Below are 26,033 nucleotides of genomic sequence, written 5' to 3' on the forward strand. Positions count from 1 at the left end.
TGAAAAACGTTGATCGAGATGAAAGGGTTCGATCGGGGCATATTTCGTTTGGGGGATTCTATGAGTTGGGGCTTTGAGCGCGGCCGTATTTATAATCGGCGTAGAGACATTCACGCGCCTTTCGGGGGGCAACAACAAGGCGGGATCATCTCGCCGGCCAAGCATGGATTGGTTGTTATCATTACGGGCGAAGAAGGCCTTGAACACGGCTATGCTGACCGGTGGCGTCCCGATGGAGTGTTTGAATACTTCGGCGAAGGCCAGGTCGGCGACATGTCCATTCGTGCCGGCAACAAGGCTGTTGCGAACCACTCGATTGACGGTAAGAGCCTGCTTCTTTTCACCAAGACAAAGGCCGGCCTGAGATTTGAGGACGAGTTTGTCTATGACTCTCACCACATCGAACGCGCACCAGATCGTGAAAACAATCTCCGCGACGCCATTGTCTTTGAGCTGAGGCCGATCGGAAGCCTGGTTGAAGTCGTTGAAGCGGTTGCGCCTGCGATTGGCGCAGCGGCGCCTGATCTTGCGGCACTTCGCAAAAAGGCAATGGAGGCCGCCAAGGACAGCCCAGGTAAAACAAAGAAGACGACTACTGTTTTCGAGCGCAGCCGAGATGTTCGTGACTACGTCGTTGCCCGAGCGATGGGTGATTGTGAGGGTTGCGAAGCCCCTGCCCCATTTCTGCGGTCGAATGGCGTTCCATATCTGGAACCTCATCACATTCGACGAATGACAGATGGCGGCCCCGACGATCCGCGGCACGTGATCGCGCTTTGTCCTAACTGCCACCGGCGCGTTCATTCGGGCGCTGATGGCGCCCATTACAACTCCACATTGGCTACTAGGATGCTCACGATAGAAGCCAAGAATTAGATCAAGTGGCGAGAGAACGTTCATGCCGGCCTCGCAATGCTGGTAGACCGGGATCTATTGGGAATGCGGCAGATATGGCCGCGCTCTTCCAAAGCGTTCAGAAGGCGGTCGATGCTGGATTTGGACTGATAGCCCAAAGCCTTCATCATCTCGTCGAACGTCGGCGCGTATCCGCGATCCCGGTCATAGGTTGCAAGGAACGTCATCAGTTCTGATTGGCGTGGTGTAAGGCCGTAGGCTGTCATTGCTGGCCCCCCTCTTCTGCCAGCGCTTGGAGGTCGCAGATCTCGTAATGATCGATACGATTGGTCTCGCAATTCCAGATCGAGCGAACGCGCCTTCGTGACCAAACAGGGTTGCGTTCACAAAGTTGAGAAAAAACCTCTTCAAGTGAACCGGCGATTGACAGTTCCCGCGAGGCCTTCAACAACCGGCCGACTAATTCATGCGCCAATTGGCAATCGGTTTCTGCAGAGTTGACCGCACTAGCCAGGCGCCGTCGGAAGACAGTTCGCTCTCCTGCATCACCGGCAGCAAAGGCAATGATTGCTTGAAGGGCGGGGTTTTGTTTGAACCATTCCCCTTCGTCCCGAAATGCGCTGAACATTCGATGAAACGTCGTTTCAGCTTCTTTGCCGCCTTCAGTAGTAGCGAGCAGTTCAATGCCGTTCTCAAACGATGCCGCCAATTGGCGCATGCGTCTCGTAACGTTGTCGGTGTGTCCAATCTTGATCAAATCAGGTCGATCAATCTGGCTGGCGAAGTATACTGTCACGTTGATCCCTTTCGCATTTTCTTTGTTTCTTTCGCTGAACGAGCCGGCGCCAAAAGCTTCGTAGTTTACTGATCGCGCTCAGACGTTTTCGTTCCAGAAACAAGATCAGCCAGCCACACAGCTTTCGAATTGGGCGCATGGATGGACCTTTCGTTCTCGTAGATTTGGTCAGTTTTGGAGGATGCTTTTTGATATGCCTCGGCGATTGCCGCGAAGCTCGAAAGCATCATGTCCTTCATCTCTCGCCGGTGGCGTAGACGCAGGAGGATTGAAGCAGGCGCGCCAAACTTGGTCTGTACACGGTGCGCGGCGGCTTCGATTGTGTCCCCTATGCCCCGATACTCGCGGCGCAAGAGGAATTCGCCCATTACGCGGGCCTCTTTGACGTACACGTCATTCATTTTGTCGTCCTCGACAAAAGGTTTGTTACCCATGACAAAAACTCTCCAATACGGTTGCAGTCATGAGCGACGAGCAACTGAACACTTTGGAGAGCGACGGAAAAACAGATGATGGGAAGGCCGGTTACACGGATGGGGATCTGGATACCGGCAATTTCGAAAGCATTGGATTTCTTGCCGGAACTATCCTGTCCCGTGTGAAGGCAAGAAAAGAGGCCACCGGAGCAAATGACCTCGCTCCGGTGGCCAGACATGCTCAAACCAAACCGCTCGGGAGAAAAGCGCGGGGTTGTCTGGCGAGCAATGAGAAGGATGTTGGAGGTCACTTTGAAACCTCCAAATCTTCGACGGACGAGCGTGCTGTCTTCTTGGCGCGATGAAGGCGCTTTTCAGCGACGTTCTTGCGGCGTAACCGGATCTCGGAGACGCGCTCGGACTCTTCGAGCCGATCAATGAGGCTCAGGACCGAATATGGCGAAATCGGATGACCTTGAGTTGCCTGCTCGCGCACGTCGTCGAGTTCTACGTCGGTAAAGTGATCGGTCGGCTTCATGCTGACACCCGTTTGGATGCGGCCGACTTTTCCTTCATCGCACTGTCAGTGCAGCGCCAGCAGGAGGCCATGCTGTGAGAGAAGGTGCACTTCTCGCCCTTCGCAGCCTTTTGGCATTGAGGATTGAGCTTCGGTCCTTCGGATGCAGCTTTCAGAAACGCAGGAGGTGTGAATTGGTCGACGGCTTGCTCTTCTTGGTTCCCCGTTATGCAGTTCTCGCTTTCGCGACCCTGACCGCCAATGGACTGCAATCCATTGGTTTTTGCGCACCCGGGAGAAGAGCTTGGTATACGCGGATGGCCGTCGGCATCCGTCAAAGGTCGCGGGTCAGGGGTAATCTCAGAATTGGCGACGGTTCCGCTCTCGGTACCGACAACTGTCACGTCGCTATCGCAGGCCTGTCCCGCCTGCCCTCCGGCGTTAAGTTGGGCGTCTACAGACGCTGGTCGCGCCGCATTGGACTTACCGCTAGAGCTTTCGCTAGTAGCTGTGCCGCCGCCGTCCTGCGCTGGGACTTCGTTTGCCGTTTCCGGCGAATTGGTTGCGACGACTTCCACGTCGCTGCTGGCGCGCATTGCGCTGCTGTTTACATCATCGCCTCCCGTGTTGGCAGCATCCGCATCCACGTCACTGCTTGGGGCTTCCTGTCCCTCTCCATCGAAGGAAACCGTATCGTCGAGGATTTCGCCGGTTTCGGCATCGATACGCTCCTCGCGCTCGATCATGATGTCGACGGCAGCGATGAGAGTCTTGCGACCGGTTTCGGTCTGCATGCCGGTTACGATGGTATGTGCAAGCTTGGGATCGATGCCCTTCTGGGAGGCATATCCGTTTTTTGCTTCATGCGTATGCGTAGCAAGCGTCGTGCCAGTTTCATAAGAGGTGAGATAAAGATCGAACATTGTTTCGCGTTCGGTGAGCGCATCCCGACCAACCTTCTCGACCTTACGCAAGTGGGAGACAACCTGCCCCAAGGCGGTCTTGTCGTAGCCACTGCCCTTGGCCTCCGCATAGATTTCGCGGATTTCAATTGCCAGTTCGTCCTGCTCTTCCTTCAAGCGGAGAACACGATCGATAATGGATTTCAGTTGGGCGTCGGCGGCACTCATGCTGCGCGCTCCGCAATCTTCGACGCGTCGGAGGCAAGTCGATCAATGAATGCCTTGGCTGGTCCCCGTGTGGGTACGCCATGGTTCTCCCATCGCCATACCGTCGAGAGGTCAACACCAGCCAAAACTGCAAGCTGGGTCTGGGTGAGATTGAGGGCTTTTCGGATAGCCGGCAGATTTATGATGATGTCGCTCATGCAAATAGTATGCGTAACGCAAACTATTGTGTCAAGTCGAAATGCATACTGAAAATGTGCAAGATGCAGGCATGAAAGAAGAGACCCGTCCAGAACCTGCAATTCGACTTGAACAGGCCCGCTTGGCTCGCGGCTTCGCCAAAGCTATCGATGCCGCCAATTTCTTCGGTTGGAAGTACGTCACGTACACCCAGCATGAAAGCGGCGAGCGAGGCTTGATCCGGGCAGCGGAACAATATGCCAAAGCCTATAGGGTTAGCGCCGGGTGGCTATTGACGGGTGAAGGCAAAGGCCCTGAAGGTATCATCGCACCAGATCTAGACCTGGAGCCAAGTCAACAGCGTCCAAAGTCACGGCCAAACGCCAGCTTCCCGCCAAAGTACCAACAGTTCCCTACGGACAGCTCTATTCCGCTGCTCGGCCAATCCATTGGCGGCCCAAATGGCCGGTTTGTGCTCAACGGATCCGAAGTTGGCCGCGTGTTCTGTCCTCCTGGCTTGGAAGGTGTCGAAGGCGCATATGCTGTGCGGGTATTTGGCACCTCAATGGAGCCAAGATACATGGCCGGCGAAACGGTGTGGCTAAACCCTCAAGAGCCAGTCCGCGCGAATGATGATGTCGTCGCACAGATACTACAGAATGGCGATGATCAGCCGGTTGAGAGCTATATCAAGCAATTCGTGTCCCGTTCATCAAAGGTTCTTCGTCTTCGCCAGCACAACCCTGAAGAGGGTGAAAGCAAGGAACTGGAGTTTGACAACGAAAAGGTATTCTCCGTTCATAAGATCGTCTTTCATGCCACGGTCTGAACCACTTCCTCACAAATCCACGTTGGCCGGATCGTCAGATTCCGGGCGGACGGCGGCCTTCGGGGGCACGCGCCGCAACGGATTTTCCGGCAAAGTTGTAGATAGCTATGGATGCCTAGCGAAGACGCTGTCTGTAGATGGGATAATCTCAGCACCCGCGAATGCCCGCAATCGTCGCAAGCGACATATACACTCGACAGCTCGACGACCAATCGATAGGCGTCCGGATGGACAAAGGGAGTACCATCAAACATCTCTCGCCTGCTTATGTTCTTCTTTTGTTCCATTTAGAAAAGCAGTTTTGAAAGTCGGAGTCGAGTCTCCTGACAGATATTTTTGGTGGTATTGATGGATCCCGTTCGCCTCATAGTTGTCATGGCATTTGACCGATCTGACGAAGGCGAGCTTTCGCCCGCCTTTGAGGCAATGCAATTTGAGGTGGAAGACCGTGCGATACGAACTGCGCGGGATCTGGCCGGCAAGCACGTCGGTGTCATAGCCTGGGCGCGAGAAGCCCAGCCGGACATTGGGGAATACGGACCGCCGACTGTCCTATTTCAGTCAGGTGATGTGCCGGATATGGAATAGAAATCACGGCATACTTTGGGGGATAAATGAACGACCATGAATTTGGCAATCTATCCACAGATTTGAAGCTTTCACTAGTGGAACGCTATCTAAAAGCTTTCACGCAAGCCCTCGACGATAAGTTTTCCGAACTTTGGTACATCGACGCGTTTGCGGGTACAGGAGTGCGCACGATTGTCCATGCTGCCATTGAAGGCGGGCTACTTGGGGAGGACACCGCAGAGCGCATTGAACAGCGGAGAGGTTCGGCTCAGATAGCCATTGACGTGCTACCAATGTTTGATCGCATCGTTCTAGTGGAGCAGAAAAAGCGGCACTATCAAGCATTGCTCAAACTGGTAAGCAACTACCCTGGCCGTAGAATTGATGTCGTCCGCGCAGATGCGAACAAGGCAATAATCTCTGAGCTAAACCAAAAAAATTGGACCGGGAAACGAGCTGTTATGTTTCTTGACCCTTACGGCATGGCGGTGAATTGGAGTACCCTAGAAGCCATTCAGAAGACTGAGGCCATAGACGTTTGGTATTTGGTTTCCTTGTCTGGCATATTTAGGCAAGCCACTCGCGATCCCGCCAAGCTCAGCCCTGACAAGCGCGCCGCGTTAGTCCGGATGCTCGGAACGGATGAATGGGAACAGGAATGGTACGAAGGCCGAAAGGGCTTTGACCTACTCGGTGAATTTGATGAAGCATATCAACGCACTGCTGACGTTGAAGCCATCGAAACTTACGTTCAGAAACGGCTGCGAACCGTTTTCCCAGCAGTTCTTCCACCAAAAAGACTTTTCAATGATCGAGGAGTACCAATCTTTGCTCTGTTTCTGGCCATATCAAATCCAGAGCCAAAAGCTATTGGATTAGCAAAGCGGATTGGAAACCACATCCTCAAATCATAACGTGGCCTGGGGCATTTCATCCCAAGTGCGGCCTCGATATGCCCTGCCCGTGGCTTTTTTGTTCTTTCCACCCCATTGCTTGAAAAAGAAGACGGTATCGGCATCAGAACATTGATCATAGATCTCATCGATCCATTTCGGGTCCATAGGCCGAGCATTGGGACCGGACTCGCCACCCACGATTGCCCAATGTATATTTGTCAGGTCTCCTCCGGCGACAGATCCGATCAGCGGCTCATACGATACAAACCTAACTGCTGCGGGAACTTTTCGAAGGTCATCGAGCCGATACAGTACGCGCGCGTCTTCAACGCTCGCTCCCAACCAAACGTTTGGAAGGATAGGAAAACTTCCGGACAACAGCACCTCTGCCATGCGATCAGGACGCTTTGTCAGTATCTGATAGGTGTGGTGCGGCGTTCGCCCCATCACACTCCATACCTTTTGAATGAAACTGGCTTCGACAGCCTCATGAAACAAATCGGACATTGAATTAACAAAAACCCGGCGCGGCTTAGACCAACTCTCAGGCACAGTGAGGGCCTTCTCGTCCATCACCATCTTGCCAGTCCATTTTGCCCGCCCTCCACTCTTACGAGTTGTGCCGACGTATTTTTCAACTCCCATAGCTTCAAGGCGAGCTGCCATGCGCATTGCGTAACAGTTTGTACAACCAGCAGTCAGGATTGTGCATCCAGCTACAGGATTCCAAGTCGCATCCGTCCATTCTATAGAGGTTTCGGCCATTTGAGCCTCCTTGCTGATCATAGTAAATAATCCGTTTGTTGTTAATGTCTGGTTTCTGTCTCCTGACGTTGACTGACAAAACATACAAACCGACACGCGGGCCGCCTCTGGGCGGTTTTTTGTTGCGCTGATTCTGGCAGAGCGAGACCGGCTCGTCAAAATAATTCTCATTATGCATATTTTTTAGATTGACGTGAATGTTTGCGTTATGCATACTTCATCCATCAACAACGGATGGACGCGATGAACGCTCTAGACCACACATTCACAGCATGGAATGGAACAAAGGCCCGGATTGAAGCAATCTGCGATGCGATCCGTATTCCCGGCGACACGATGGCAATTGGCCTCGCCTGCTCGGCGATTGATGAAGATCGCGCCGCCTTCTGGTGCACCACGACATTCAGCAACACGGCTTCAGCCCGGGCGGTAAATCACGCGAATATCTCGGGCGATCTGACTGACGCACTGGAACTGGTCGGCATCTCGACCGGCGGATACCTGACGTGGGGCGTCTACCAGCAGCTTGAAGTCCTTATCCCACTCAATCACCAAGCAGCCGAACAGATGGTCGAACTCTACGGCCAGCGCGGACACAAGCGCACTGTCGAGGATCTGCTTTCCCGCGAAACAATGGCCGTCGTCTACGGCCGCAGTTTGAGGGCAGCGTAATGGTCGCCCATCTGGAAGATGTAGAGCGCCTATTTGAAGCCGTGAAAAACCTCCGCAACGAACGACGGAAGATGCAAAAGCTATCCGACAAAGCCAGAGCGGCGGATGGTCCAAAAGCAATCCAGAAGGCGAATGTTGATCTGAACTGGCAGGCGTTCCACGTAAATCGCTTGGAACATGCGGCACATGCAGCTGCGGTAGACTGTGACATTGCAGATATGCGAGAAGCCGCACGTTACAAGTCATACAGTGTCAAACTCTCGGGTTTCCACGAATACGAGGTTGTCCCTGCAAAGCCCCGGGATTTCCAAGGCGGTGCAGCATGACCCGCACCTACAAAATCATCAACATGGATACCGGCGAGGCCTTCGGGAGCGTCATTTTCTCCAAGCGGACGGCAGAAGACTGCGCAATCGACCTGCATGAGCACAATGGGCACAGCTACGTCGTCATCGAGACGGAAACGCGGACGGTGTTTCGCACTCCTGAAACGAGGGCAGCATGACTTCCCGCCGCGCACATAACATTGGAACCATTTTCATTGTGGTTGTCGTCACCGCGTCCCTGCAGTTGAGCGGATGCGGAACCTACAACACCTGGACGCCCCGCGAGCCGGAAGCTGCTCCTGAGTATTCCTGCGCCTCTGGCTATTACAATTGCCGCCTCAGCGAAGGTACCAGTCGTAGCCGGGAACCGAAGGGCGGTGCCAAGTGACCAGCTATCTTCACCTGCTCGACTACTTGGGCGACCTTCGCGCTTCTGACCGGCTGGACACGCCTCCCGGCGGTACCGCTGGCTGCGAGCTTTCGAACATCTACCTCTGCATCATCGCGCAGAAAGCAAAGACCGAAGGCGACCCGCTCGAATACCTGCGCCGGATCGCCCTCAAACTTCACAAAAAGATGGCCCATGGAAGCTGGCAGAACGCCGCCTTCATTCGCATTGCGAGCTGGACCACTGAATTTCAAAGGATCGCAGCATGACAACCGCATACGCATGGTACTTCAAAGCTTTGGAACTGGTTGGCGATTGCGGCGAACTATCGCGCGATCAGATGAAGGTACTCGGTGTTTCCGAGGCAGATCCGGAAGCAGGCTTCTATCGCCGACGTGCCCATAAGGACGGGCCTTGGCAGACCGTCGCCATCTGGTTTGACGCCAAGGGCAAGCGGTATTGCCTTGTTGATGGCAAGGTCACTGAAGCTGAAAGCGTCTGGACTTTCGCTTGCCGCAACCCGATCAGCGAAGCAACCTACCATGCAATAAGAGGCGGTCAGGAGTGGCCAGGCGAACCCGCTCCAGCCGCAGCACTGTCCAATCTTCCCGCCGATCCTTTCGAGGCATTGAAGGCTGAGTTCGAAAGCGACAAGGAAATCGCCGAGGCGTTTCTGAAAACGCCCATTACGACCAAAGAGCAGGCCGACAAGGCCGCGGCGTGGACAAAGCGCCTTTCGGCTATCGCAACCAAGGCAGTCAGCCTGCACAAGGTCGAGAAGCAGCCCAGCCTCGACGAAGGACGTAAGGTTGACGAGAAATGGCGCGACCTCAAGGAAGAGCCGAAGGAACTGTCCACGAAGGTCAAGCGCCACATGGACGCGTACTTGCTTGAAGAGCAACGCAAAGAGCGCGAGCGGCAGGCAGTGGCCCAACGAGAAGCGGACCGCATTCGGCGCGAGGCTGAGGAAGCTGCGCGTAAGGCTCAAGACGTTTCGACCAATCCGAATGACCCAGTGGACTTGGCAGCAAAGGCGAATGCCGAACAATTGGCCAAGGATGCCGCTGAGGCAGAGCGCGAGGCGCAGGCACGCAATGCCACCGCGGGCCGGACCGGTTCCAAGGTATCACTTCGCACGTTCGTTTCCGCTCGCATCACGGACTACGAAAAGGCGCTCGTCGCCCTGAAGGATCACCCCGAAATGAAAGCTCTCGTCGAGCAGTTGGCCAACCGAGCGATCCGCTCCGGTCATGATCTCGCTGGCGTTGAGCGCTTTGAAGAACAGCGGGCGGCTTGATCATGGAAGAAGCAGCAAACAAGCGCCTGATCGTGGCCGTCAAATTCGGTTTCAGCGACAAGACCTATGACTACTTCTCGGACATTCCCGTTGAAGTCGGCCAGACGGTGTACGTCGAGACCAGCCGCGGCGAAGCCAAAGTTCAGATCATGGAAATCAAGGATGCGTCGGATCGGGCGGAGAAATCCGTCCTTCGCATCTTCGTCCCCGAAACAGCTGATGCACCGGGAGAAGCCGCATGAACGCTCCAGCTCATATCATCGAGGCCCGTCCACCTGCATTGATGGTCGGTGGAAACGTGAATGCCATTGTTCCTCAGTCAATCGAGGAAATCTGGCGCGTTTCCAAGATGGTCGTCATGGCCGGTCTTGCGCCCAAAGCACTGGTCGGCCGGAAGACTGGGGACGATGCGGTCAGCGCCGTCGCCATTTCGATCATGGCGGGCGCTGAACTGGGTATGCCGCCTATGGTCTCCCTGCGAAGCTTCACCGTGATTGGTGGACGGCCGGCGCTTTACGGGGACGGCATTATCAACGTTACCCGCCGATCCAAAAAGGCAGCGTACATCCGTACCGGATATGATGAAGTGCGTGGCATCGGCTGGTGCGAAGCCAAGCGCGCCGATACCGGCGAAACCAAACGCGAAGAGTTTTCCATCGAAGATGCCAAACGCGCGGGCCTTTGGGACGAACGTCCTTTTGTCAAAAAGCAGGACTGGACCACCAAGGAATGGTCCGATGTCCCAAATGAAGCTCCTTGGTTCCGCTATCCGCAGCGTATGCAGAAATGGCGCGCAGCGGGATACTGCCTTCGCGAACTGTTCGCCGACGTGCTTGGCGGCATTACCGACGAATACGAGGCGCGTGAGATTGCCGGTGAGATTTACGAGCCAGAGCAGAAAGCGCCACCAACACCACCCTCGCCGCCCTCGCCGCCCTCGCCACCTTCTGCCTTGCGTGGTGTTGACCCAGTTCCAGGCAACGGCGTCGACGACGCGACCGACGTTGAGACTGAACAACAGTCGATGGACCTGACGCCACCGTCGCCGTCGAAGCCTGCTGTTAAAACGGCGACTGACAATCCGGCGGCAGTTATCGCCGATGCTGAAACCCGCTTTGCATGCGTTCAGGATGAAGGTGACTGGGAAGAGCTTCGCTCCGAGTTCGCCCATCTGCAGGAAACTTTCTTCCCGCCAGACTGGGACAAGCTCGTCGACATCATGCAGCAAGCCTATGACCGGGTGGCAGCATGAGCCCGCGCTTCACGATCCGAGACGAAACTGTTCACATGGCCTTCGACATGCTGGAAGAGCATGCTCAACCGGCGGCCGCAGCCAAGGCAATGCGTGAACGCAGGGAAGATGAAAAGCGAGCAGCGAAGGCACGAGCTTTCCTAAATGCAACCGGTAGTGTTGCCGAGCGCGATGCTCACTCCCTGCTATCGGAAGATTTCAAGCTGGCTTGTGAGCGCTTCTATGCCGCTGTCGAGGCAGATGAAGAATACCGGAACCAGCGCGGCAAGTGCGAAGCCATCATTGAGGCCTGGCGCACCTGCCAGAGCAATTATCGGGCAATGGGGAAAATCGCGTCATGACCTCCATTCCCCTACACGCACCATATGAAGTCCGCCGGTCAAAGGTCTTGGCTGCCATCTATGATCGCACTCATCTTCGACTAAAGCTTGAGGTTGCGCAGATGGAAACCGAGCTCGGCCAGATCGTTGAACGCGCCGTCAAGCGCGCGCAGAGGGTGAACTGATGGCTGACCCTTGGAAGGATGAGCAGGATCGCCAATCGCAAGACTTGCTGGAGATCATTCAGCGCGAAATCAACGAGTACGGCAAGAGCCTGAAGTCAGAAGGCAAAGCGCCGATGCTGAACGCCGTTGCCGGAGCACTCGTAAGTGCAATGGGCGCTGTCCTTGCCAGCGTTGATGACCGTCGCATTCGAAAGGAATTGCGCCGCGTCATGGATCGCGGGTTGCCGCGAGCGATTGCGGCCCACGAAGGACATGTCGGTTCCGCCGAGATCATTGTTCAGAATCGGAGGTCGAACTGATGGCCATGCAAATCCGCAAGCATCCGGAGGCATTCTCCATCACAGCCCCGAAGGTCAGCAAGAAGCCCCGGCAGCATGAAGAAGCACATTTGCGCTTCATCCGCTCCCTGCCCTGCGTAATTACGGGCTCAAGACATGTCGAAGCCGCCCATATCCGTTACGGAAACATGCAGTGGGGAAAGCGCTCGACGGGAATGGCCGAAAAGCCGGATGACCATTGGGTTGTCCCTCTGTCCCCCGAAATGCACCGCGAGCAGCATGACTTCGGCAACGAAGAGCTTTGGTGGCAGGCAAAGGGTATCGACCCCATCCTCGTAGCAATGGCTCTATGGCGCGCAACCGGTGACGAACAGGCCGGCGAAAACATCATTCTTCACGCAAGGACACGGCCATGACTGATACAGCCCTCAAGCCATGCCCGTTTTGCGGGGGTGAAGGTTACATTCAAAACCATATCGATCTGATGTTCTTTGCATCATGCCGTGATTGTTATTGTTGCGTCGGCGAAGGTTATGATCGCGATGCCATGCCGGAGCATTTGTTCAACACCGAAGAGGCTGCACGAGAGGCGTGGAACACCCGAGCCGCCCCTGCAGCCGGCCCTCTTATAGAGGAGGAGCGGAGATGATGAAGCCATACGACAAGTTTTTCGCAGCAATCATCAAATGGCTTCGTGAGCACGGCTACACCGCCCATACTGACCGTTATGGACATACCGAGTTGCGGAGGAAGCGGAGATGACCGGCAAACCACTCCAAATCACTCAAAGGCAAATTGAGGCGCTTTGCAAAGGTGCGGCCAAGGCCGGCATGCGACCGGAAATCCGCATCAACAACACTTACATTCGACTGGTCCCCAACGATCACGATTCAAAACCCATTGACGACGATGAGGATCTAAAGCTTTGATCAGGGGTATGCCCAAGGGAAGAGTTTTATACCTCAGTCGGGAGAAAACACGGCACGGTACGTGGGTCTGGTATTTCAGGCGTGGGAAACAGCGTGTCCGTATCCGTGAGGAATATGGCACTGAGGAGTTTTGGCGCTCGTACAATGCAATCCTTGAGGGGAAGCGATTTGTCCCACAAAAGGAACTTACAAGCGGTTCTCTGTCCTGGCTCGTTTCGCGATACAAGGAAAGCGGACACTTCGCGTCTTTGAAGCCGTCTACCCGAAGAATGCGCGATAACATTCTAAAGGGCGTATGCGGCACATCAGGTGACGTTCAATTCATTCGCATCACAAAAAAACAAATTCAACTCGGGATGGATCGCCGGGCAGCTCATCCACATGCCGCCAACAATTTCCTGAAGGTCATGTCTGGCCTATTCAAGTGGGCGGTCGCCAATGAAATGCTGCCATCGAACCCGTGCGATGCGGTTGAACGCCGCAAAGACAAAATTGTCGGCCATCACACATGGAGCCTGGAACAGGTTCAGCAGTACCGAGATTTTCACAAAGTTGGGACAAAGGCGCGTCTAGCAATGGATTTGCTCTTATTCACAGGCCTACGGCGCTCTGACATTGTCACAATCGGCAAGCAGCATGTCAGGAACGGAACAATCTCGATTCGCACCGAGAAAACCAACGTATGGGTGCACATCCCTATTTTTCCTGAATTGAAACAATCCATAGAGCAGACGCAAACAGGTGATCTTGCTTTCCTGACCAGCAGTACTGGGAAGCCATTCAGTTCCCCGGCATCTTTCGGAAACTGGTTTCGCAAGACCTGCAATGAAGCAAACATGCACGAAGATTGCACTGCTCATGGCTTGCGGAAGGCTGGAGCAACGATAGCCGCAAACAATGGTGCAAGCCCTCACGAGCTTATGGCTATGTATGGTTGGAAGCGCTTGACCGAGGCCGAAGTCTATACCCGCGATGCAGACAAAGTCAGGCTTGCGCGGGGTGCTGCTGAACGCATAGCGAACAACTCAACGTCGCACCTTGAACCAGAGGACGTCGCACCTATTAGTAAAATCAATGATTTAGGTGGGTAAGTGGCGATCCCGGCTGGATTCGAACCAGCGACCGTCGGCTTAGAAGGCCGGTGCTCTATCCAGCTGAGCTACGGGACCAGTTTTGCACCGGCGAACACAGTATCGCCGGGAAATCCGAACAAACTGCAAACAAGGCCAAACGTCAAAGATCAGTGCGTCCAGGGCTGCTTGCGGTCAAAGCGGAAGTTTTCCGAATAGGAGACAACGCGCCGTCTTGTTTCCTTGGGTTCCTGCACCGAATAGGCAATGCCGTTCTTCTGTGCGTAGGCGATTGCCTCTTCCTTCGTTTCGAAGGACAGGCGGATCTGGCTCTTCATGTCGCGCGATGACGTATAGCCCATCAGCGGCTCAACCTTGCGCGGCTGTTCCGGCTCGAATTCCAGCATCCAGCTTTCGGTCTTGGCCTTGCCGGACTGCATGGCTGTTTTTGCGGGGCGGTAAATACGTGCTGCCATTAGAAGAAATCCCTTTGTCTGAAATCCCGATATAGTACAGGCTTCGGTTCAGTACCAGCAGCATCATCGGTTGAAATGGTCGGAGCGGAGAGATTCGAACTCCCGACCCTCTGGTCCCAAACCAGATGCGCTACCAGGCTGCGCTACGCTCCGTATCATGTTCAACGTTGGCTTCCCTAGAGTTTTTGATTCCGGAACGCAATAGCGAAATCAAAGAAAAGCCCGCAAACGGAACAAAAGCTTTGCCACGGCAGGGTATGGAACCGAAAGCCCGGGAAAAGCGCCGGAAATGTTCTGTTGATGTTCCTCCCTGCCCCACAGCCCCATTTGCGAGAGACGAGCTGAAGCATATGATTCGGTGACAAATGGCGTGATTGCACCGTCGGCGTGGACGGGTGCGGGCCTACACTCAACGTCCGAGCTTTTTCACCAAGGTTGCTGCTTTGCGAAGGGGCCGAGTGATTGACCATGACGTACTCGATTGGATGGAACTCAAACTGTCTTCAAGGACGGCAACGGTTGCAGCTAACCGCGATATCATAGCGGATTGCGCTTCCAGCGCGTTGCGCTCTTTTTCGACCAAAGCGGTTTGAAGGTTGTCCAGTTCGCCTTGCAGCGTTTGTTTTGCCGAGTGCGCCTGCGCCAAATCCTGTCTGGCCGCCACTTCGAGACGTCTCAGCCTTCTGATCTCTCGTCGCAGCGCAATATTGTCCAATTGCTCCAGTGACGGATATTCATCGGCTGATTGCGCTGGAACTGATACCGAAGACTGGGACACCATTTCCGACCCGACACGAACTTTTTCCGGCTCAACGATGCTCTCGCTCACCAGCTTCACTTGGTCGAAATTTACTGATGCTGGCAAACACCCTCGAAGGACTGAAAAGAGATATTCCGGATCTCGGGTAAAGCGAGGAAAAGCCAAAAGATAAATTGGAACCCCAGCATTCGTCAGCTTGTCCAAAAGCTGATGGAATCCCACGGCGAGGAGCCGGGCTTGATCCAAAGGATTGAGTGAAAAAACGGTACCTCCAGGTACACTCCCCCATGCGTCCCAGGTTTTACTCTCGTCGGCCATCCATTCTTGGGTACGGTGGAGGTTCTGCAGTTCCAGAATGGTCCTGCTGCTTGCCGCTTCCACAAGATTACGAATCGGAATTATGACGCCATCAAGTTTAATGCTTTTGTTTTCAAGCACCTCATCTGCAAATTGGTACAGCCAAGGAGATTTCACAACATAAGGCAGGTTCTCACCGTCGTGGAGAATAAGATCTTCCAAGCCCGCATTGGCATCTTCAAACAATACTGTTTGACCATCCGCTTTGGTGATATGAGTTTCCAGCCCTAGCGCATCAAGATATCTGACGAGAAGGCTTGTCCCAGCACGCCCGGTGCCAGCTACAAGGAGATGATTTTTCATTGTTCCCTATGATACCGTTACAACAAATCATGGGGACAAAGAGGCCTAGCATGAATCGATCAATCTCCCATAAAACCAGTGGTTTCCGACGTAAGTAAAACTTACGTCAGGGAAAGAATTATCTTCATTCATGGATTCCCCCGAATCCCCATCCAGTAAAACTGATATATTAACCGCAATACAAACTGCAATCACAATTTATTGATGATTAAAGCACAGCCGGAATTCCCGATGTTTGCGCCCGATTGAAGAATTCAGTATTCATTACTCCGCGCTGCTCGTGCTGATGCTGCAATACAGCAATCAACGTTGCCCGTCCCGACCCCCAATCTCATTTCGCAACTCCCGGAGTGCACCCCGGTTTGGACAAACTCCATCTTGATCACAATGCAGCAAACCAGACGAAGGCCGTCCCGACGGCTCGGCGACAAATGGCTTGATTGTAACGTCCGACTTTGGAACACTCCCTGCTGCTCGAACACACCAGCCTCCTTTGACGGGCCGATGAGCCACGTTGAAGATACGTCCTTGATCCGGGTTCAATCCCCCGGGACTGGTTTTGCAGGGAACGCCCGTCGCCGGCCTTATTTCCATGCCGGCGCATATTTCAAACCGTTGGAGTTTCATCATGTCAGCACATATCGAGATCACAGATTCGGCCGCATTCGACCTGGCCCAAAGCATCGCCGATACCCAGAAGGCGAAACTGCGGGAGCAGCAGATGCACCAGATCAGCGATGACGACATGCAGGTCGGTGAAACCTGGTTTGTCTGGGGCATCTTCAGCGCCATCACCGATGATCGCCCGCGGCAGCAGAAACTGCTGGCCGATTATCTCGCCCGGAAAATCCAGCCGCGCGGCGACATTGCCAAAATCGTCAGGGATACGCTTGCGCTCGACAGCGAGGGCAACCAGCTGTTCAACGCGATTTCCACCGCCGGCCGGCAGGCCTATCACGAAGACGGCGACCACCATCTGAGCAAGATCGCCGCCATCTTTCTCAATGCCATCAAGAACCATTGATGCTCTTCGCGTCAAAGCAGTTCAGACAAAGGAAGCACGGACGCTCTAAAGATCGAAGGTCGCCTGCCCCTCATCGAGGGCCGTGACGACGCTGGCGGCCAGCGCGCGGGTGATTTTCGATTTCTTCTCCAGTGCCGCGCGGTCAAGACGCTCGACAACGCGGCTGGCGGTGGACAGCGACCGCTCGATATGGCTGACCAGAAAGCTGATCACATTGGGATCGACAGCGATCTGCCGGTCGGCAAAGAGCTTGTACATCACCCCGGACAGGAGCATGTCATCCGGCTCGCCGATCTCGACCGTCGTTGCCGCCTTCAGGCGTGAGGCAAGGTCAGGCAGCTGCACCGGCCAGGTGCCCGGCCAGCGGCGCGACGTCATCAGCAGGCTCGATCCGCTCTGGCGCACGCTGTTGATCAGATGGAAAAGCCCGGCTTCATCGATCGGACCATCGCCGATGGCATCGATCAGGAATGGACCGGTCCTGCCCGAGGCATCGCCGATATGCGCGGCATCGATGACGCTTGCCTCCGATTCGGCCTTCCAGACCGCCGCCAGATGCGTCTTGCCCGACCCGGTCGGCCCGGCCAGAATGACGACGGGAGAAATCCAGCCCGGCCAGCGGTCGACAATGTCCACCGCCGCCATGTTGGAGGCGGTGACAATCAGGTCGTCGCGCGAATATCCCGGCTCATGGCCAAGATCGAGCGGCAGTTGTCGCGGTGCATCGGTCATGTCAGGTGAAATACAGTCAATGCCGCCCGTATGTCACCGGATTTCTTTGGACCGCCCGCTTTTGCTGTAATCGCCTGTGTAGAGCGGGGATTGCCGGTAACGGCCGATGACAAAGCGCACGAGAACACCCATGGCCGCAGCCGTCGGCACGGCGATCAGCATGCCGGTAAAGCCCATGAGCGAGCCGAAGGCAAACAGCGCGAACATCAGCCAGACCGGATGCAGCCCGACGGAGGATCCCACCAGTTTCGGCTGGAGAATATTGCCCTCGAAGAACTGGCCGATGAAGAACACCACGGCCACCGCACCCACATAGAAATAGTCCGGCCAGAACTGCACCAGCGCCACGCCGATCGCCAGCACCAGCCCGACCAGCGAACCGACATAGGGGATGAAACTGATGAGGCCGGCAAACAGCCCGATCAGCAGCCCGAAATTCAGCCCGACGATCGTCAGCCCCACCGCATAGATCATCCCGAGCAGCAGGCACACCGTGCCCTGCCCGCGCACGAAGCCGGCAATGGCCTTGTTCATGTCACGGGCGATTTCGCGCACCGTCTGCACATGGTCGCGCGGCGTCAGGTTGTCGATGCTCTGCACCATGCGGTCCCAGTCGAGCAGCATGTAGAATGCCACGACAGGGGTGACGACGAACAGCGCCGCGACATCGATGAGCGTCTTGCCCGAGCTCCAGATCGACTGCAGCAGGGTGGACAGGAAACCGGCGCCCTGCTGCAGCAGGGAATCGAGGCTGTTGCGGATGACGGACGCATCGACGCCGATGAAATCCTTCAGCCACTGGGAATCGCGGTTGGCGATCAGTTCCTGCAGCCGGGCGACGTAGCTCGGCAGGCGGGCGATGAAATCGGTCATCTGCGATGCCAGGATCGGCACGAGGATCATCAGCAGCAGCGCAAAGGTCACCAGGAACAGGATCAGGATGACGATGGTTGCCAGAAGGCGCGACATGCCCAGGCGCTCCAGCCGGTCGGCGACGGGATCGAGGAAGTAGGCAAGCACGAGCCCGGCCACGAAGGGCAGCAGGATCGACGAGAAAATGTAGAGGAACAGCGCCAGGAACACCACGGCGCCGGTCCAGAAAAACGCCTGACGCCGCACGGCAGTTGCCAGCGTGTTCACCTGCACATCCACGTGAATGTCACGTTCGGCCGGTGGTGTCGTCTTCGTCTTGCTTACGGTTTTGCTCATAGCCAGCCATGTGTTGTGTCCATGCCACGAGATAGGCAGTGGAGGACGCTGCGGTCAAGAGTGCAACCATCCATACCAGAATCGTCCGCCCCGCGCCGAACGAAAATTGGAAGGTCATATCAGCCAGCGTAAACGCCACCAGCACGATCTGCAGCGCCGTGTTCGCCTTGGACACGAACAGCGGGCGCATCTCCACCGGATTGGCCATCACCGTCGACAGCAGCACTGCACTGATAATGAGGATGTCACGCGAAACAACGATGACAACCAGCCAGACCGGCAGCTCGCTCAAGAACCCGAGAACGACGAACAGGGTGACCAGCAGCAGCTTGTCGGCCATCGGATCGAGATAGGCGCCCAGCTCCGAACGCTGGTCGTAGCGCCGGGCGATGTAGCCATCGACACCATCGGAAACGCCGGCGATGACGAAACCGACAAGCGCCGCACCGACGGAACCGGACAGCAGCGCCATGACGATGAACGGCATGAGGATGAAGCGGAAGATGGTGATGTAATTGGGAATTGTCACTCGGCCGGCTTCCTCGCATTTTCTGTTGTTACGCTCTAGATGGACGCAGCAGCGGCATTGCTCAACCCCTTTCCGGCGGCCAAACTGTCGATATCTGGTGTTTTCACCCGGCTTGCGGCACTCAGAGCTTGCAGCGACGGCGGAGTCGTGCCATTTCGCCAGCAACAATCCGGAGCTGACAATGACGATCAAAAATGGCCTCACCTATGCGCAGGCAGGCGTCGATATCGATGCCGGCAATCTGCTTGTCGAAAAGATCAAGCCGATCGTGCGCTCGACACGCCGTCCCGGTGCCGATGGCGAGATTGGCGGCTTTGGCGGCCTGTTTGACCTGAAAGCGGCCGGTTTTACCGATCCGGTCCTCGTTGCCGCCAATGACGGCGTCGGCACCAAGCTGAAGATCGCCATCGATGCGGGCGTGCATGACACGGTCGGCATCGATCTCGTCGCCATGTGCGTCAACGATCTGGTGGTTCAGGGTGCCGAACCGCTGTTCTTCCTCGACTATTTTGCCACCGGCAAGCTCGACCCGGATCAGGGCGCAGCCATTGTCAGCGGCATCGCCGAGGGCTGCCTGCAGGCCGGATGCGCGCTGATCGGCGGTGAAACCGCTGAAATGCCGGGCATGTACCGCGATGGCGATTACGATCTGGCCGGCTTTGCCGTTGGCGCCGCCGAACGCAACCAGCTGCTGCCGTCCGGCGATGTAGCCGAAGGCGATGTCATTCTCGGCCTTGCCTCCTCGGGCGTTCATTCCAACGGCTTTTCGCTGGTCCGCCGTATTGTCGAGCTCTCCGGCCTTGGCTGGGATGCGGACGCGCCGTTCAAGCCGGGCACATCACTCGGACAGGCACTCCTCACGCCGACGCGCATCTATGTGAAGCCGCTGCTGGCGGCGATCCGCGAAACCAATGCGATCAAGGCGCTCGCCCACATCACCGGCGGCGGCTTCCCCGACAATATTCCCCGCGTTCTGCCGAAGGAGCTGACGGCCAGCATCAATCTTTCCGCCATCACGGTGCCGCCGGTATTCTCCTGGCTGGCCAAGGTTGGCGGCGTCGCACGCGATGAAATGCTGCGCACGTTCAATTGCGGTATCGGCATGATCGCCGTTGTCGCCCCCGAAAATGCCGATGCCGTGCTCGCTGCGCTGAAGGCGCAGGGCGAGGATGCCGTGCGTCTTGGCACCATGGTTGCCCGCGCCGACAGCGGTGTTGTCTATCAGGGCAACCTGGCGCTGTGAGCAGCGCAGCCCACAAGAAGCGCGTCGCGGTCCTGATTTCGGGCCGCGGTTCCAACATGACCGCTCTGATTGAAGCAGCCAGGGCGCCTGACTATCCCGCCGAGATCGTCGCCGTGATTGCCAACAAGCTTGATGCCGGCGGACTGGAAACCGCAAAGGCGCATGGCATTGCGGCCCACGCCATTGCGCATCGCGATTATCCGACAAAGCAGGCGCATGAGGCCGCCGTCTCCGCTGCGCTGCATGCAGCGGGAGCGGAAATCGTCTGTCTCGCCGGGTACATGCGGCTGATATCGGCGGAGTTCGTTCAGGCTTGGGAAGGCCGGATGATCAATATCCACCCGTCGCTCTTGCCGCTGTTCAAGGGCCTGCACACGCATGAACAGGCGCTCGAAGCCGGTGTCCGCGTGCATGGCTGTACCGTGCACTTCGTCACGGCGGGCATGGACGAAGGTCCGATCATCGCCCAGACCGCCGTGCCGGTGCTCAACGGCGATACGGCAGACAGTCTTGCATTGCGGGTGCTGTCCGTGGAACACGAGACCTATGCCCGCGCCCTGGCGCAGGTGGCATCCGGCAAGGCTGTCATGAAAGACGGACGCACGGTTTTCAGCGATTGATCACGTGACGCCGCTGCTTACGCAGCATCTTTCTTGTTCTTTGTCGCAGGCACGATGGTCAATTGAAGGCCAAGTGCCTCGGCGACCTTGGTAATCGTCGCCAGTTCCGGATTGCCCTCACCGCTCAAGGCTTTGTATATTGTCTGACGCGACAGCCCGGTCTTTTGAGAAAGCTCGGTAATCCCGCGTGCGCGCGCGATAGTGCCCAAGGCGCGCGCTATTTCCGCAGGCGTTCCATCTTCACACGTGGCAGCCAGATATTCCTTGATCATCTCTTCGGAATCCAGATGATGCGCGGTGTCATAAGGACTTAACTTTATCATGATCTGGCTTTCCTCAAGGTAATGGCCATTGTCTGTGCTTTCTTGATATCGCGGTCCTGCGTACTCTTGTCACCGCCGCACAACAGGATAATCAAGACCCTCTTTCGCTCAATGTAATAGACGCGGTAGCCCGGACCATAATCAATACGAAGTTCACTGACGCCCTCGCCGACAGCTTTGACATCACCGGGATTGCCTTCAATCAATCGATCAAGCCGTTTGGCAATTCTCGCTCTGGCTCGCTGATCTCGCAGGCCATCAAACCAGTCTAAAAACGTATCGGTTTTTTCAATCAACCGCTTCATAAATGTAAACCATAGTTGTCAAAATGTATAGATATTCAAAATTGCAGATTCAAAAACAGTCAAAAATATCAATAAAATCAATTCATTGCCGGGCGAACCCAAACCTTGCTGTCGTGGAAGGCGGCGCCACCATAGGGCGCCGACGCATCCGAGCCCGTCAGCACGTTGATGCCCTCGCCGCGCTCGAATGCCGAATTGCGGAACAGACCTTCCGAGATCACGACGCCGCGCTTGAGACCAGCATTCAGGCGGGCATGCACCACCACCTCGCCGCGCTCATTGCCGATTTCGACACGCATGCCCTCCTCGATGCCGAGCGCCGCTGCATCATCCGGATGGATCAGCAGTTCTGGGCGGCCCTCTTTCAGCATCGACGTCGGTGTTTCGGCAAAGGTCGAGTTGAGGAAATTATGCGCCGGTGACGTGCCCAGCCGGAACGGATGTTTTGCATCCGCGACTTCGATGGCTTCCCAATAATCCGGCCATTGCGGCAGAGTCGCGAACGGTCCCTGCGTGCCCATGGACTGCGGCGGACGGTTCGGCGACGGGCTGCCGGTCCAATCCGGCTTGAAGCGGAATTTGCCGTCGGGCCAGTTGAAACCCTTCTCATAATGCGCGGTTTCGTAATCCGGCTGCACATCGAGCCAGCGGATTTCCTTCAGGACGTCATAGCCGGGCAGATTGCTCGCCGCCATCATATGGTCGATCAGTGTTTTGGCATCGAGATCGAAGCCCGGCAGGTCACCGACACCGAGGCGTTTTGCCAGTTCGTTGATGACGTAGAGATTGGGCCGTGTCTCACCCGGACCGTCGATCAGCTTGGGGCCGAGCACGATGTGCTGCTGGCCGCCGCCGCGATAGATATCGTCATGCTCCATGAACATGGTGGCCGGCAGCACCACGTCGGCCAGCTTTGCCGTGTCGGTCATGAATTGTTCGTGCACGACCATGAACAGGTCCTCGCGCAGCATGCCCTGCTTGATCAGGCGCTGCTGCGGCGCGACATTGGCGGGATTGGTGTTCTGGATCAGCATCGCCATGACGGGCGGCCCGCCATAGAGCGTATCCTTGTCGCCATTCAGCGCCAGACCGATTTTGGACTGGTCAATATGGCGAACGGAGGAATCCTTGAAGGCCTGCCCTTCGATTTCCCGCTTGTCCATGCGGAAAATGCCGGAGTTGGAGTGAAATGCCCCGCCGCCTTCATGTTTCCAGGCGCCGGTGACGGCCGCAATGGAAAGCGCCGCATGCATGTTGACCGCGCCATTGCGCTGGCGGGTGAAGCCGTAGCCAAGCCGGAAGAACGTCTTCTTTGTCGTGCCGACCAGACGGGCGAACGCTTCGATCTCCGCGACCGTCAGGCCGGTCAGCGCCGCAGCCCATTGCGGCGTGCGGTCGGCAAGATGCGTTTCCAGCCCCTTCGGATCGTCCGTATAGGCGTTGAGATAATCCCAATCCGCAAGACCATCGCGGAACAGCACGTGCATGACGGCGCAAGCCAGCGCCCCGTCGGTGCCCGGCTTCAGCACGAGGCCGAGATCCGCCTGCCGCACGGTGGCGTTTTCATAGATGTCGATGGCAACAATCTTGGCACCGCGCTCCTTGCGGGCACGCACCGCATGGGTCATGACATTGACCTGCGTTGCCGCCGCATTGGTGCCCCAGATCACCACGCAATCGGACTTGGCCATTTCGCGCGGATCGACGCCGCCAAGCTTGCCGGTCCCGGCGAAAAACCCGGTCCAGGCCATGTTGGTGCAAAAACTGTCGAACTGGTTGGAATATTTCTTGGCATGCCGCAGGCGGTGCATGGAATCGCGCTGCACCAGCCCCATCGTACCGGCATAGATGTAAGGCCAGATGCTTTGCGAGCCGTATTCCGCTTCGGCCTTGAGGAAGCGCTCGGCAACAAGATCAAGCGCCGCATCCCAGCTTGCCTCTTTCCACACACCCTCGCCTTTGGAACCGCCGCGGACAAGCGGCTTCAGCAGCCGATCGGGATGGTGGATGCGCTCGGCATAGCGGGCAACCTTGGCGCAGATCACACCGGCCGTATAGGTGTTGTCCTTGGCGCCGCGCACGCGTCCGATCTGGCCGGAATCGAGCACTTCGACATCCAGCGCGCAGGTCGAAGGGCAATCGTGAGGACAGGCCGAATGGCCCGTGCGGAGAATGACAGCTTTGTTCATGGCCTATCCATAGCGCAGTTTTCGCGCCGCCGGAATGGGCTGGATAGCGGCTGCAGACGCAAAATGTCGCGACCGCGCTTGACGCTGGCGAACGGACTTGATACTTAAGTAATCACTTTAGTATTAAATACTGGTCAAGCTTTGCATGGGAGGCCCGAAATGTCACTGAAACTGTATTTTCACCCGCTATCGTCGTTCTGCATGAAAGTGCTGACCGCGCTGTACGAGAACGACACGCCCTTCGAGCCCTGCATGGTCGATTTCATGAACGAAGAGGCAAGTGCCGAATTCCGCAAGATGTGGCCGATCCGGCAGTTTCCGGTCTTGCGCGACGAAGCCAGGGGCCAGACCGTTCCTGAATCCAGCATCATCATCGAATATCTCGCCGAGCATTTTCCCGGCAGGACGCCGCTTTTGCCCTCCGAGCGGGAGCCGGCACTGGAAACACGCTTCTACGACCGCTTCTTCGATCTGCATGTGCAGGTGCCGATGCAGAAGGTCGTCACCGACAGGCTGCGTCCCGCGGGCCAGAACGATGCGCTGGGCGTTGAACATGCCAGACAGAAGCTGCGAACCGCCTATGATGTGCTCGAGGACCGTCTCAAAGGCCGGACTTGGGCGGCAGGCAACACCTATACGATGGCGGACTGCGCCGCTTCCCCCGCGCTTTTCTATGGCGACATGGCCGTGCCGATCGGCGAAGGATATCCCGTGCTGACCGCTTATCGCGATCGCCTGATGAACCGGCCATCCTTTGCCCGCGCCCTGGAAGAGGCAAAGCCCTATTTCGACATGGTGCCGAAATAGGCGTCAGGCGAGACGCATCACGGCGGCGCCTGCGGCGATCAGCGCCACGGCGATCAGGCGCTTGGCGCCGACATTCTCCTTGAGAACCAGGGCGGAGATGGCGACGGCAAACAGGATCGACGTTTCGCGCAAGGCGGCAACGGCTGCGACCGGGGCCATGGTCATCGCCCACAGGGCAAGACCGTAGGAGCCGAGCGTGCCGACGCCGCCGACCGTGGCCAGCCGCGTCCGCTTGAGGAAATGCGGCCAGAGCTCGCCCTTGCGGGTCACCACGGTCCAGAGAAACAGGGGAATGACGTTGAGGGTGAAAACCCACATCGTATAGGCCGCCGGTGCGCCGGAATGCCGGACGCCGATGCCGTCGATCAGGGTATAGGTGGCGATGACCAAAGCATTGATCAAAGCAAAGACCGTCGTGGCGCGGTTGGCCCCTGCCCGCCGCCGCGCCTCCAGCGCCAGCACCAGCACGCCGCAGCAGATCAGGGCAATGCCCGACCATTTCTGCGCCGACAGGAACTCGCCGACCAGCGGACCGCTGGCAATGGCGACGAACAGCGGCGCCGTGCCGCGCATGATGGGATAGGCCTGGCTCATGTCGCCGCTGCGGTAGGCCGCCGCGACAAGCGCGAGATAGATGAGCTGGACCACGCCCGATGCGGCCAGAAACGGCCAGCTCTCGCGCGCCGGTACCGGCAGGAACGGCAGGCAAACCATGGCGATCACCCCCGCCGAAGTCACGACCACGACGGTGTTGAGGAATTTATCGCCCTCGGATTTGACGACAGCATTCCAGCTTGCATGCAGGAATGCGGCAAACAAGACAACGAGAACAACCGTTCCGGACATGATCAGACCCCGGCACGCCCGAAATGCGCGTGCTCTCCGCGCTCAATGACACATTTGGGTCATAAGGCAAATTCGATAATCTCATCTTTAACGTTAGAAGTTCTAAACGGCATTGATGCCGTCGACAAAACTGGCAAGACCCGCGCGCAGCGGCGCACCGAATTCCGCGCTTTTGGCGATGCCGTCCGCGTCCAGCTTCTTGCCCTTGAGCGGCAGGGTGAGCGACGCACTCGTGACCACATGCGCCGACATCGTCATCAGGACTTCCATGAGAAGCGGCGTGATACGCTCCGAGTGCGGCGAAGTATTGATCAGAAGCACCGGCTTTCCCGGGAATTCGATGCACGACACGAGCCAATCCAGCATGTTCTTGAAGCTGCCGGGAATGCCATGGGCATATTCCGGGCAGGAAATGATCAGACCATCCGCCGCACCGACCTGCTTGCGCAACGCCACAATCTTCTTCGGCGGGTTGTCGCCGTCGAGATCGGGATTGAACGGCGGCAACCCCGCGAGCCCCGCATAAAGCGACACGCTGACACCGGCGGGCACCAATTGACTGCAGGCCTCCAGCACCGACTTGTTCATGGAAACGGCGCGCAGGCTGCCGGACATGGCGAGAAGTTTTGTCATTGGAAGACC

At 56.7% G+C, this 26,033-nt stretch carries 41 protein-coding genes and 2 tRNA genes; 23 read left to right on the forward strand and 20 right to left on the reverse strand.

Annotation, left to right across the window (positions count from 1 at the left end):
• Window positions 1–18: 18 nt before the first annotated feature.
• Window positions 19–876 (forward strand): HNH endonuclease, encoded by an 858-nt coding sequence (locus J1W56_RS00165; RefSeq protein WP_223612356.1) that lies wholly within the window; start codon window positions 19–21, stop codon window positions 874–876.
• A gap of 20 nt (window positions 877–896) precedes the next feature.
• Here the strand turns inward: J1W56_RS00165 and J1W56_RS00170 are convergent, their stop codons facing one another.
• The 7 genes from J1W56_RS00170 to J1W56_RS00200 form a co-directional block, all read right to left on the reverse strand.
• Window positions 897–1,121: a LexA family protein gene (locus tag J1W56_RS00170; protein WP_223611182.1), complete on the reverse strand. Its 225-nt coding sequence runs from the start codon at window positions 1,119–1,121 to the stop codon at window positions 897–899.
• Window positions 1,118–1,651 (reverse strand): GIY-YIG nuclease family protein, encoded by a 534-nt coding sequence (locus tag J1W56_RS00175; protein WP_223611183.1) that lies wholly within the window; start codon window positions 1,649–1,651, stop codon window positions 1,118–1,120. The genes J1W56_RS00170 and J1W56_RS00175 overlap by 4 nt, the downstream gene beginning before the upstream one ends.
• Before the next feature lie 65 nt (window positions 1,652–1,716).
• Window positions 1,717–2,085 carry a hypothetical protein gene (locus J1W56_RS00180; RefSeq protein ID WP_223611184.1) on the reverse strand — a complete coding sequence of 123 codons (369 nt, stop codon included), beginning with the start codon at window positions 2,083–2,085 and terminating at the stop codon, window positions 1,717–1,719.
• Entirely contained in the window at window positions 2,049–2,378 is a 330-nt protein-coding gene (locus tag J1W56_RS00185) for a hypothetical protein (protein WP_223611185.1), read from the reverse strand. The genes J1W56_RS00180 and J1W56_RS00185 overlap by 37 nt, the downstream gene beginning before the upstream one ends.
• Window positions 2,375–2,605 (reverse strand): hypothetical protein, encoded by a 231-nt coding sequence (locus J1W56_RS00190; RefSeq protein WP_223611186.1) that lies wholly within the window; start codon window positions 2,603–2,605, stop codon window positions 2,375–2,377. The genes J1W56_RS00185 and J1W56_RS00190 overlap by 4 nt, the downstream gene beginning before the upstream one ends.
• Complete coding sequence (locus J1W56_RS00195) at window positions 2,602–3,714, reverse strand: DUF2312 domain-containing protein (protein WP_223611187.1); 1,113 nt, start codon at window positions 3,712–3,714, stop codon at window positions 2,602–2,604. Before J1W56_RS00195 ends, J1W56_RS00190 begins: the two co-directional genes overlap by 4 nt.
• Window positions 3,711–3,911: a helix-turn-helix domain-containing protein gene (locus J1W56_RS00200; protein WP_223611188.1), complete on the reverse strand. Its 201-nt coding sequence runs from the start codon at window positions 3,909–3,911 to the stop codon at window positions 3,711–3,713. Before J1W56_RS00200 ends, J1W56_RS00195 begins: the two co-directional genes overlap by 4 nt.
• A gap of 71 nt (window positions 3,912–3,982) precedes the next feature.
• On the opposite strand from J1W56_RS00200, the gene J1W56_RS00205 reads away from it, so the two are divergent.
• The 3 genes from J1W56_RS00205 to tcmP all read left to right on the forward strand — a co-directional run bounded on the left by J1W56_RS00205 (window position 3,983) and on the right by tcmP (window position 6,204).
• Window positions 3,983–4,720, forward strand: a complete 738-nt coding sequence (locus J1W56_RS00205) for a S24 family peptidase (RefSeq protein WP_223611189.1) — start codon at window positions 3,983–3,985, stop codon at window positions 4,718–4,720.
• Between the two features lie 348 nt (window positions 4,721–5,068).
• The gene (locus J1W56_RS00210; protein ID WP_223611190.1) at window positions 5,069–5,308 is read left to right on the forward strand and encodes a hypothetical protein; all 240 of its coding nucleotides are present in this window, start codon (window positions 5,069–5,071) and stop codon (window positions 5,306–5,308) included.
• A gap of 26 nt (window positions 5,309–5,334) precedes the next feature.
• Window positions 5,335–6,204 (forward strand): three-Cys-motif partner protein TcmP, encoded by an 870-nt coding sequence (gene tcmP, locus J1W56_RS00215; RefSeq protein WP_223611191.1) that lies wholly within the window; start codon window positions 5,335–5,337, stop codon window positions 6,202–6,204.
• Here the strand turns inward: tcmP and J1W56_RS00220 are convergent.
• Complete coding sequence (locus J1W56_RS00220) at window positions 6,199–6,951, reverse strand: DUF5131 family protein (RefSeq protein WP_223611192.1); 753 nt, start codon at window positions 6,949–6,951, stop codon at window positions 6,199–6,201. The genes tcmP and J1W56_RS00220 overlap by 6 nt on opposite strands.
• Before the next feature lie 243 nt (window positions 6,952–7,194).
• Between J1W56_RS00220 and J1W56_RS00225 the strand changes: the two genes are divergently transcribed.
• The 15 genes from J1W56_RS00225 to J1W56_RS00295 all read left to right on the forward strand — a co-directional run bounded on the left by J1W56_RS00225 (window position 7,195) and on the right by J1W56_RS00295 (window position 13,689).
• Complete coding sequence (locus J1W56_RS00225) at window positions 7,195–7,623, forward strand: hypothetical protein (protein ID WP_223611193.1); 429 nt, start codon at window positions 7,195–7,197, stop codon at window positions 7,621–7,623.
• The gene (locus J1W56_RS00230) at window positions 7,623–7,949 is read left to right on the forward strand and encodes a hypothetical protein (RefSeq protein WP_223611194.1); all 327 of its coding nucleotides are present in this window, start codon (window positions 7,623–7,625) and stop codon (window positions 7,947–7,949) included. The genes J1W56_RS00225 and J1W56_RS00230 overlap by 1 nt, the downstream gene beginning before the upstream one ends.
• Window positions 7,946–8,128, forward strand: coding sequence for a hypothetical protein (locus J1W56_RS00235; protein WP_223611195.1), 183 nt, complete (start codon window positions 7,946–7,948; stop codon window positions 8,126–8,128). Before J1W56_RS00230 ends, J1W56_RS00235 begins: the two co-directional genes overlap by 4 nt.
• Entirely contained in the window at window positions 8,125–8,337 is a 213-nt protein-coding gene (locus J1W56_RS00240) for a hypothetical protein (protein ID WP_223611196.1), read from the forward strand. Before J1W56_RS00235 ends, J1W56_RS00240 begins: the two co-directional genes overlap by 4 nt.
• Window positions 8,334–8,606 carry a hypothetical protein gene (locus J1W56_RS00245; protein ID WP_223611197.1) on the forward strand — a complete coding sequence of 91 codons (273 nt, stop codon included), beginning with the start codon at window positions 8,334–8,336 and terminating at the stop codon, window positions 8,604–8,606. Before J1W56_RS00240 ends, J1W56_RS00245 begins: the two co-directional genes overlap by 4 nt.
• Window positions 8,603–9,634, forward strand: a complete 1,032-nt coding sequence (locus J1W56_RS00250; protein ID WP_223611198.1) for a hypothetical protein — start codon at window positions 8,603–8,605, stop codon at window positions 9,632–9,634. The genes J1W56_RS00245 and J1W56_RS00250 overlap by 4 nt, the downstream gene beginning before the upstream one ends.
• A gap of 2 nt (window positions 9,635–9,636) precedes the next feature.
• Complete coding sequence (locus J1W56_RS00255; protein ID WP_223611199.1) at window positions 9,637–9,876, forward strand: hypothetical protein; 240 nt, start codon at window positions 9,637–9,639, stop codon at window positions 9,874–9,876.
• Window positions 9,873–10,886, forward strand: a complete 1,014-nt coding sequence (locus J1W56_RS00260) for a hypothetical protein (RefSeq protein ID WP_223611200.1) — start codon at window positions 9,873–9,875, stop codon at window positions 10,884–10,886. Before J1W56_RS00255 ends, J1W56_RS00260 begins: the two co-directional genes overlap by 4 nt.
• Complete coding sequence (locus J1W56_RS00265) at window positions 10,883–11,227, forward strand: hypothetical protein (RefSeq protein WP_223611201.1); 345 nt, start codon at window positions 10,883–10,885, stop codon at window positions 11,225–11,227. Before J1W56_RS00260 ends, J1W56_RS00265 begins: the two co-directional genes overlap by 4 nt.
• Window positions 11,224–11,391, forward strand: coding sequence for a hypothetical protein (locus J1W56_RS00270; protein ID WP_223611202.1), 168 nt, complete (start codon window positions 11,224–11,226; stop codon window positions 11,389–11,391). Before J1W56_RS00265 ends, J1W56_RS00270 begins: the two co-directional genes overlap by 4 nt.
• On the forward strand, window positions 11,391–11,690 hold the full coding sequence (locus J1W56_RS00275) for a hypothetical protein (protein ID WP_223611203.1): 300 nt from the start codon (window positions 11,391–11,393) through the stop codon (window positions 11,688–11,690). Before J1W56_RS00270 ends, J1W56_RS00275 begins: the two co-directional genes overlap by 1 nt.
• Window positions 11,690–12,085, forward strand: coding sequence for a DUF968 domain-containing protein (locus J1W56_RS00280; RefSeq protein ID WP_223611204.1), 396 nt, complete (start codon window positions 11,690–11,692; stop codon window positions 12,083–12,085). The genes J1W56_RS00275 and J1W56_RS00280 overlap by 1 nt, the downstream gene beginning before the upstream one ends.
• Window positions 12,082–12,318, forward strand: coding sequence for a Lar family restriction alleviation protein (locus J1W56_RS00285; RefSeq protein ID WP_223611205.1), 237 nt, complete (start codon window positions 12,082–12,084; stop codon window positions 12,316–12,318). Before J1W56_RS00280 ends, J1W56_RS00285 begins: the two co-directional genes overlap by 4 nt.
• A 109-nt stretch (window positions 12,319–12,427) precedes the next feature.
• Window positions 12,428–12,598 carry a hypothetical protein gene (locus tag J1W56_RS00290; RefSeq protein WP_223611206.1) on the forward strand — a complete coding sequence of 57 codons (171 nt, stop codon included), beginning with the start codon at window positions 12,428–12,430 and terminating at the stop codon, window positions 12,596–12,598.
• Between the two features lie 269 nt (window positions 12,599–12,867).
• Entirely contained in the window at window positions 12,868–13,689 is an 822-nt protein-coding gene (locus J1W56_RS00295; RefSeq protein WP_223611207.1) for a tyrosine-type recombinase/integrase, read from the forward strand.
• Window position 13,690: 1 nt separating this feature from the next.
• Here the strand turns inward: J1W56_RS00295 and J1W56_RS00300 are convergent.
• From J1W56_RS00300 to J1W56_RS00315, 4 genes are all read right to left on the reverse strand, one after another.
• Window positions 13,691–13,767: transfer RNA gene (locus J1W56_RS00300), tRNA-Arg, on the reverse strand.
• A 71-nt stretch (window positions 13,768–13,838) separates the two neighbouring features.
• Window positions 13,839–14,144 carry an ETC complex I subunit gene (locus J1W56_RS00305; RefSeq protein WP_105735719.1) on the reverse strand — a complete coding sequence of 102 codons (306 nt, stop codon included), beginning with the start codon at window positions 14,142–14,144 and terminating at the stop codon, window positions 13,839–13,841.
• Window positions 14,145–14,220: 76 nt separating this feature from the next.
• A tRNA-Pro gene (locus J1W56_RS00310) sits at window positions 14,221–14,297 on the reverse strand.
• A 256-nt stretch (window positions 14,298–14,553) separates the two neighbouring features.
• Window positions 14,554–15,564, reverse strand: a complete 1,011-nt coding sequence (locus J1W56_RS00315) for a hypothetical protein (protein WP_223611208.1) — start codon at window positions 15,562–15,564, stop codon at window positions 14,554–14,556.
• 628 nt (window positions 15,565–16,192) lie between these two features.
• Between J1W56_RS00315 and J1W56_RS00320 the strand changes: the two genes are divergently transcribed.
• Window positions 16,193–16,588, forward strand: a complete 396-nt coding sequence (locus tag J1W56_RS00320; protein ID WP_223611209.1) for a hypothetical protein — start codon at window positions 16,193–16,195, stop codon at window positions 16,586–16,588.
• 45 nt (window positions 16,589–16,633) lie between these two features.
• Here J1W56_RS00320 and hdaA read toward each other — a convergent pair whose 3' ends face one another.
• Genes hdaA through J1W56_RS00335 form a run of 3 tightly spaced genes read right to left on the reverse strand, consistent with a single transcriptional unit; the run spans window position 16,634 to window position 19,058 of the window.
• Window positions 16,634–17,320, reverse strand: a complete 687-nt coding sequence (gene hdaA, locus J1W56_RS00325; RefSeq protein WP_223611210.1) for a DnaA regulatory inactivator HdaA — start codon at window positions 17,318–17,320, stop codon at window positions 16,634–16,636.
• A gap of 33 nt (window positions 17,321–17,353) precedes the next feature.
• Window positions 17,354–18,529, reverse strand: coding sequence for an AI-2E family transporter (locus tag J1W56_RS00330; RefSeq protein WP_223611211.1), 1,176 nt, complete (start codon window positions 18,527–18,529; stop codon window positions 17,354–17,356).
• A complete protein-coding gene (locus J1W56_RS00335) occupies window positions 18,480–19,058 on the reverse strand; it encodes a CDP-alcohol phosphatidyltransferase family protein (protein ID WP_223611212.1) in 579 nt (192 codons plus the stop codon). Before J1W56_RS00335 ends, J1W56_RS00330 begins: the two co-directional genes overlap by 50 nt.
• Before the next feature lie 181 nt (window positions 19,059–19,239).
• Between J1W56_RS00335 and purM the strand changes: the two genes are divergently transcribed.
• Window positions 19,240–20,301, forward strand: a complete 1,062-nt coding sequence (purM, locus tag J1W56_RS00340) for a phosphoribosylformylglycinamidine cyclo-ligase (protein WP_404927675.1) — start codon at window positions 19,240–19,242, stop codon at window positions 20,299–20,301.
• Window positions 20,298–20,921, forward strand: a complete 624-nt coding sequence (gene purN / locus J1W56_RS00345) for a phosphoribosylglycinamide formyltransferase (RefSeq protein WP_223611213.1) — start codon at window positions 20,298–20,300, stop codon at window positions 20,919–20,921. The genes purM and purN overlap by 4 nt, the downstream gene beginning before the upstream one ends.
• 17 nt (window positions 20,922–20,938) lie before the next feature.
• Here purN and J1W56_RS00350 read toward each other — a convergent pair whose 3' ends face one another.
• From J1W56_RS00350 to J1W56_RS00360, 3 genes are all read right to left on the reverse strand, one after another.
• Window positions 20,939–21,244, reverse strand: a complete 306-nt coding sequence (locus tag J1W56_RS00350) for an addiction module antidote protein (RefSeq protein ID WP_223611214.1) — start codon at window positions 21,242–21,244, stop codon at window positions 20,939–20,941.
• Window positions 21,241–21,549: a type II toxin-antitoxin system RelE/ParE family toxin gene (locus J1W56_RS00355; RefSeq protein WP_319025511.1), complete on the reverse strand. Its 309-nt coding sequence runs from the start codon at window positions 21,547–21,549 to the stop codon at window positions 21,241–21,243. Before J1W56_RS00355 ends, J1W56_RS00350 begins: the two co-directional genes overlap by 4 nt.
• 77 nt (window positions 21,550–21,626) lie before the next feature.
• Window positions 21,627–23,738, reverse strand: a complete 2,112-nt coding sequence (locus J1W56_RS00360; protein WP_223611215.1) for a molybdopterin-containing oxidoreductase family protein — start codon at window positions 23,736–23,738, stop codon at window positions 21,627–21,629.
• A gap of 159 nt (window positions 23,739–23,897) precedes the next feature.
• Between J1W56_RS00360 and J1W56_RS00365 the strand changes: the two genes are divergently transcribed.
• Window positions 23,898–24,545 carry a glutathione S-transferase family protein gene (locus J1W56_RS00365; protein WP_223611216.1) on the forward strand — a complete coding sequence of 216 codons (648 nt, stop codon included), beginning with the start codon at window positions 23,898–23,900 and terminating at the stop codon, window positions 24,543–24,545.
• Window positions 24,546–24,548: 3 nt separating this feature from the next.
• Here the strand turns inward: J1W56_RS00365 and J1W56_RS00370 are convergent, their stop codons facing one another.
• Both J1W56_RS00370 and J1W56_RS00375 read right to left on the reverse strand, forming a co-directional pair.
• Window positions 24,549–25,391, reverse strand: a complete 843-nt coding sequence (locus J1W56_RS00370; RefSeq protein ID WP_223611217.1) for an EamA family transporter — start codon at window positions 25,389–25,391, stop codon at window positions 24,549–24,551.
• 102 nt (window positions 25,392–25,493) lie between these two features.
• Window positions 25,494–26,024, reverse strand: a complete 531-nt coding sequence (locus tag J1W56_RS00375; RefSeq protein WP_223611218.1) for an NADPH-dependent FMN reductase — start codon at window positions 26,022–26,024, stop codon at window positions 25,494–25,496.
• Window positions 26,025–26,033 lie beyond the last annotated feature (9 nt).

Source organism: Phyllobacterium calauticae, assembly GCF_019991125.1.
GTDB lineage: Bacteria > Pseudomonadota > Alphaproteobacteria > Rhizobiales > Rhizobiaceae > Phyllobacterium > Phyllobacterium calauticae.